Source organism: Nocardia takedensis NBRC 100417 (genome assembly GCF_000308695.1).
Lineage (GTDB): Bacteria > Actinomycetota > Actinomycetes > Mycobacteriales > Mycobacteriaceae > Nocardia > Nocardia takedensis.
Window position 1 is genome coordinate 23091 of sequence record NZ_BAGG01000073.1, and the last position, 6068, is coordinate 29158.

The 6068-nt window shown below is 70.2% G+C and carries 4 protein-coding genes; all 4 read right to left on the reverse strand.

Features of this window, described 5'->3' with window-relative positions:
* Positions 1–261: 261 nt before the first annotated feature.
* Complete coding sequence (locus ON30_RS15675) at positions 262–2028, reverse strand: ABC transporter ATP-binding protein (RefSeq protein ID WP_040707915.1); 1767 nt, start codon at positions 2026–2028, stop codon at positions 262–264.
* The gene (locus tag ON30_RS15680) at positions 2025–4652 is read right to left on the reverse strand and encodes an ABC transporter ATP-binding protein/permease (RefSeq protein WP_040707916.1); all 2628 of its coding nucleotides are present in this window, start codon (positions 4650–4652) and stop codon (positions 2025–2027) included. Before ON30_RS15680 ends, ON30_RS15675 begins: the two co-directional genes overlap by 4 nt.
* 36 nt (positions 4653–4688) lie before the next feature.
* Complete coding sequence (locus ON30_RS15685) at positions 4689–5480, reverse strand: ABC transporter permease (protein ID WP_245554068.1); 792 nt, start codon at positions 5478–5480, stop codon at positions 4689–4691.
* On the reverse strand, positions 5477–6068 hold a 592-nt coding region (locus ON30_RS15690), incomplete at its 5' end, for an ATP-binding cassette domain-containing protein (RefSeq protein ID WP_040707926.1). The genes ON30_RS15690 and ON30_RS15685, both read right to left, overlap by 4 nt.

The window sequence follows — 6068 nt, forward strand, 5'->3', positions numbered from 1 at the left end:
GCAAGGCGGCGCCACGCGCTACAGAATAGCGAAAACACCTGCTGAACAGTGATGCTCGATGTCGGCCCGATTCGGCTCACGTCGCGTCGAGACATGCGGTCACCGCGCCCGCCGCAGACCGTCGCGACTTCAGGGCAACCCCGTCGAATCGATAGCCTATCGATTGCCCAAAGGACGAAATCTGTTCGCGAAATTACCGTAGCCGACCGATTTATCCGTTACTTGCCCAGGATTGGCCCTCGGGCCACACACGGCGCGATCTCAGTCCCGCGCGGGAACGGATTCCGCGCCCAGCCGCCACTCGGCCGCGTCGTGCTGATGGGCCCAGAACTCGGCGAATCGTCCACCCGCCGCGCGCAGATCGGCCACCGTGCCGTGCTCCACGACGCGCCCGTCCTCGAGGAACAGCACCCGGTCCGCGCCCACGATGGTCGAGAGTCGGTGCGTGACCACGATGCGGGTGCGTCGGTGCGGATCGTCGGAGATCGCCGCGACCACCGCCGCCTCGTTCTCCGCGTCCAACGCGCTGGTGCCCTCGTCGACCAGCAGCACCGAGGACGGCTTGAGCAGCGCCCGCGCGATCGAGACCCGTTGCCGCTCACCGCCGGACAGCGCGGTCCCCGCCTCGCCGACCACGGTGTCCAGGCCGTCGGGCAGGCGCCCGGCGAACTCGTCCACCCTGGCCAGGCGCAGGGCCGCGGCCACCTGCTCCTCATCGGCCTCGGGATGACCCGCCAACACGTTCTCGCGGATGGTGCCCGCGAACAGGTAGGGCTGCTGGAACACCACACTGGCCCGCGTGCAGCGGTGCGCGGAGTCCAGGCCGCCCAGATCGACCCCGTCGACCACGACGCTGCCCGAATTCGGCTGCTCCAGACCGGCCACCAGACCCAGCACCGTGCTCTTGCCCGCGCCGGAAGGGCCGACGATCGCGGTGATCTCGCCCGGCGTGAACCGGATGTCCAAGCCCTGCAACACCGGCGTCCGACCGGTCTCGGTGTCGTAGGCGAACTCCACCTCGCGCAGTTCCACCACCGCGGCCGCCTCGCCGGGCGCGTCCCGCTCGGTGGCCTCGAGGACCGGGCCGGGCGCGTCGATGACGGTGCGGATGTCGTGCAGGGTGTTGCGGCTGGTCTCGATGGCGGGCGCGAGATCGCCCAGGGTGCCGAACGGTTCGAGGAAGCGCACGACCACCACGATCAGCGCGATCGCCTCGGGGATGTCGACGAGGCCGCGCACCGCCAGCCACGCCACCGTGCCCGCCAGCGCGAGCAGCGCCACCTGGCTCGCGATACTGAACAGCACCTGGCCGGGGATGTTCAGCAGCAGCAGGCGCATCGTCGCGCCGTGTTGGGCGGCCAGCGCCGCGCCCGCCTGTCCGGTGGCGGGCTCCACCCGCCGCGCCGCCCGCAACGCCGCCTGGGTGCGGGCGAATTCGATGATCCGTTGGGTGAGCGCGCTGTTGGTCACCTTGCTCACCCGGTCCGCCTCGCGGCTGATCGCGCCCGCCGCCAGCAGCGCGCCCAACAGCAGCGGGACGGTGAGCAGCGCGACCAGACCGAGCTGCCAGGAGATCGGCAGCAGCACCACGCCGATCGCGATCGGCAGCAGCACCGACTGGATGATCGGCGTCACCAGGTAGCCGATCAGGCCGACCAGGTCGGGACCGGTGGTGGCGATCGCACGGCGCGCGGTGGCCGAGTTGTCCTCGGTGAACCAGCGCAACGGGATTCGCGCCACCTGCGCGGAGACGTCGCGCTGGGCGTTGTCCAGGATGCGGAAGCCGATGTCGAAGCCGATGCGCGAGGCGACCGAGTCCACCACCCAACCCGCCGCCACGGCCACGCTCAGCGCGCCGACCCAGGGCCACGCGTCCTCGGGTCGCGCGCCGAACAGCGCCGACACCAACGGGACGATCACCACCACCGCGACCGCGCGCAGCAGCGTCGAGACGACGGTCAGCGCCAGGTAGCGCCCGAAGCGAGCGCGCTGCCCGGCGGGCAGCAGGATCGACAGGGTGCTCGTCATCGGGCCATCTCCTTCGTGTCGACGGCGAGGGCCGCCGCGTCCCACAACTGCCGGTAGCGTCCCTCGACGGCGAGCAGTTCGGTGTGCGTGCCGCTCTGGCTCACCCGGCCGCCCTCGAGCACCACGATCCGGTCGGCGCCGGTGACGGTGCGCAGGCGGTGCGCGATGACCAGCACGGTCCGCCCCGCCGTCAGCCGGTCGATGGCCTGCTGCACCAGGTATTCCGATTCCGGGTCGGCGAAGGCGGTGGCCTCGTCCAGGATCAGCACCGGGGTGTCGGCGAGCAGGGCGCGCGCGATGGTCAGCCGCTGCCGTTCGCCGCCCGAGAGCGTGGTCCCCGCGCCGAGGACGGTGTCGTACCCCTGCGGCAACCGCAGGATCCGCTCGTGGATGCGGGCGTCGCGGGCCGCCTGCTCGACGGCGGCCTCGCTCGCGTCCGGCACGGCCAGTGCGATGTTCTCGCGCACGGTGCCGTGCACCAACTGGGCGTCCTGGAAGACGAAGCCGACGCGGGTGTAGAGCTCGTCCGGCGTCAGTTCGGTGATGTCGCGGCCGCCGACGCGGATCGCGCCGTGATCGAGGTCGTGGAAGCGGGCCACCAGCGCGGCCAGCGTCGACTTGCCCGCGCCGGAGGGACCGACCAGGGCGGTCACCGTGCCGGGTGCGAGGGTCAGCGTGACCTCGTCGACCACCGGGACCCCGGTGCGGTATCCGAAACTCACCGCGTCGAATTCGACCAGGCCGGGCGCGGCCGCCTCCTTCGCGGCCGTCGCGGGGCGCACCGCGAGTTCGCCCTCGTCCAGGGCGACCTGGATGTTGCGCGCGGCAAGCATGCCTTCGCGCAGCCCCGACAGGCCGTAGCCGATCCCCAGCAGGCGGGAGCCGAAGGTGGTGCCCAGGAACAGGAACGGCAGCAGGTCGACCGGGTCGAGCCGGTCGGCGACGATCAGCGCGGTGCCGACGGCGGCGATGAGCCACAGGAAGGTGACCGGGCGGGTGATCAGGTCCATCGCGGACTTCTTGCCGACGAACGGTCGCTGCCAGTCGTCGAGGAACCCGATGTACTCGTCGAGGCTGCGCCGGAACGGCGAGGCCGCCGAACCGCCGAACACCCGGATCACCGGTTGGCCGTCCATGTAGGAGACGGCCTCGGCGTTCATCCGCTCGGCCCAGCGCTGGGACTGCACGATCTTCGGCCCCGAGGAGGCCATCATCGTCAGCATCGTGAACACGTAGGCCAGCACGGGGACCAGCAGGACCAGCCCCAGTCGCCAGTCCACCCAGAACAGGTAGCCCAGCACCGACAGGGGCGCGACGATCGCGGCGACGGCGTCGGTGACCGCGTGGGTCACCAAGTAGTGCAGCGACAGCGTGTCCCCGGTGACGAGTTTGTCGACCTGGCCCGAACTGCGCGCGGTGAACCAGCCCAGCGGCAGTTTCGACAGTTTGGTCAGCAGCCGTCCGCGCAGGTCGCGCTCGAAGCGAGCGTCGACGGTGTGCAGCCACAGTTGCAGCAGCGATTCCAGCAGCGTCCCCGCGCCCAGCAGCGCCAGCGCCCACAGCCCCAGCGACCATAGCCTGGATTCCTCGCCGCCCGCGAGCAGTTCGCGGGCCAACTCCACCAGCAGGACGTAGGGGGCGAGCTGGAGCAGGGTCAGGACGAATTGCAGGAACCCCGCGACATAGAGCTTGGTGCGCAGTTCGGCGAACAGCCTGCCGCCCGCCTGCGAGCGCCAACTGCCGCGCCGTGGCGCGCCTTCGGTGACGGGCGCGGGGGCGACCGGGGCCGCGGCGGCGGGGATGGTCTCGACCCCGGGTGTCGTCGTCTCGGGCGTCGTTGTCCCGGCCGCGCCGAGTTCGGCCTCACGTTCGGCGGCGTCGCGCTGCTTGCCCATCGAGCGACCGTGCACCCAGTACGCCTGCGCGTAGATCTCGGCCTTCGGGAAGCCGAAATCGTCGCGCAGGCGGGTGCGAACGTGCTTGAGCGACTTGGATTCCGGGCCCGCCCAGGCGTACCAGTTCGACCAGTCGCGCTGCTCGATCGCCTCGGCGAGCGCGGATTCGGCGGTGCGCGGCACCCAGTGCGTGCGCGCCAGCGGATGCGGCGTCAGCGGGATGAGCAGATCGTCGTCGTGATGCTTCTCCAAGTAGACCTCGACGGCCACGGTGGGCGGCACGGCGGCGAGGATGGAGTTGATCGCGGGGATCGAGGCCGAATCGCCGATCAGCAGGTAGCCCGCGGGCAGATCCTCGGCGACGGCGAAGTTCTTGGACCCGAACGAGGTCACCTCGACGGTCTCCCCGCCCTGGACCGCGACCGCCCACGCCGACGCGGGGCCCGCGGGTTCGTGCAGGACGAAGTCCACCGCGAATTCCCCGCTGTCGGGGCGGTATTCGGCGATGGTGTAGCCGCGCTGGAACTCGGTCTCCGAACCCTGCGGGTCGGGGAACCAGAACCGCAGCCACGCCGTCGGTTCGACGCTGATCTCGGTGAACAGCGAGGGCGCGGTCAACCAGACCCGGCGCATGCGCGGCGTGGTCTGTTCGGTGCGCAGCACCGTGGCCGTGTGGTACTGCACGCCGAAGGCGGTCAGCACCGCCCCCTGGAAACCTCTACGAGCCATGGGTCGCCTGTCCTCCCGATCGCATCCCGCGCGACATCACTGGTCGTTCTTCATGTCCAGGACCGACGACCGCACCGTGCCCGCGACGAAGACCGCCACGCACAGCACCGCGAAGTACAACAGGGAACCGTTCTCCCCGCCGAACACGCTGTCGAAGGTCGCCATCTGGCCGACGCCGAGTTCCCCGTTCTTGAACGGGGACCACTCCTGCAACGTCATGCCCACCTCGCCGGGGATGAAGGTGACGAACACCTCCAGCCCGAATTTCCACAACAGCACGATCGTGACGACGACCGCGGGTTTGGGGATCAGCGCCGACAGGCCCAGGCCGAGCGCGCACACCAGCACGGTCAGCAGCGGAATGCCCAGCCACAGGCGCAGTCCCTCGGCCGAGAACAACTCGACCCGGCCCCAGATGTCGGGGAACACGCGCGGGAAGCCCGCCAGCACGATCACGGTGGTCACCGCCGCGGTCACCGCGGAGATCACCCCGAACACGATCAGTTTGGCGACCGGCAGCAGCCAGCGCCGCGGCTGGATCCCGTAGGCGATCTGGACGGTGTTGTCCTTGTACTCCGCGCACAGCGAGGTCACGCCGGCCGACATCAGGATGAAGGTGGAGAACACGATGATCCAGTAGGCGGCGTTGTCGGTGTCCATCCCGCCGCCGCCGTCGAACTTGCTCGCCTCGACGGCCTTGGCGATCCCGAAGTTCAGACCCAACGGGATCAGCACCGCCAACGGCACGATCGTGTACCAGAGTCCGCTGCGCCAGGACAGTTTGGCCAGTTCGCTGCGGACCGAGCGCAGCACAGGGGTGGCGATCACCGCCGACCTCCGTTCGCCGCGTATTCCACGCTGGTGCGGGTGATGTCGAGATAGGCCGATTCCAGCCTGCGCGGTTCGGAGCCCAGCGCGACGGTCTCCTCGCGGCTCGCGTCGGAGAGCACCGCGCCGCGGCCCATCACGATGATGCGGTCGCCGGTGATCTCGACCTCGGTGAGCGCGTGCGAGGCGACCAGCAGACAGGTGCCCGACGCCGCCAGCCCCGTCAGCAGTTCGCGCAGCCACAGCGTGCCTTCGACGTCGAGCCCGTTGGCCGGTTCGTCCAGGACCAGCGTGCGCGGTTCGCCCAGCAGGGCCGAGGCGATCCCGAGGCGTTGCAGCATGCCGTAGGAGAACTTGCCGACCTGACGACCGGCGACCTTCTCCAGGCCGACCCGTTCGAGCAGCGGGGCCACCTCGGCGTCGGGAATGCCGCCCAAGCGCGCCTGCCAGCGCAGATGTTGCGCGGCGGTGTGTTTCGGGTTGCGGGCGAACGCGCCGAGGCTGAAGCCGATCTCGCGCTTCGTGTCGCGCAACTCGCGCAGGGACTTCCCGTTGATCTCGATGGTGCCCGAATCCTGGGACACCAGG

Coding starts and splice junctions, on each gene's coding strand:
- ON30_RS15680 (WP_040707916.1), bottom strand. CDS start 4,652: ATGGCTCGTAGAGGTTTCCAGGGGGCGGTGCTGACCGCCTTCGGCGTG.
- ON30_RS15675 (WP_040707915.1), bottom strand. CDS start 2,028: ATGACGAGCACCCTGTCGATCCTGCTGCCCGCCGGGCAGCGCGCTCGC.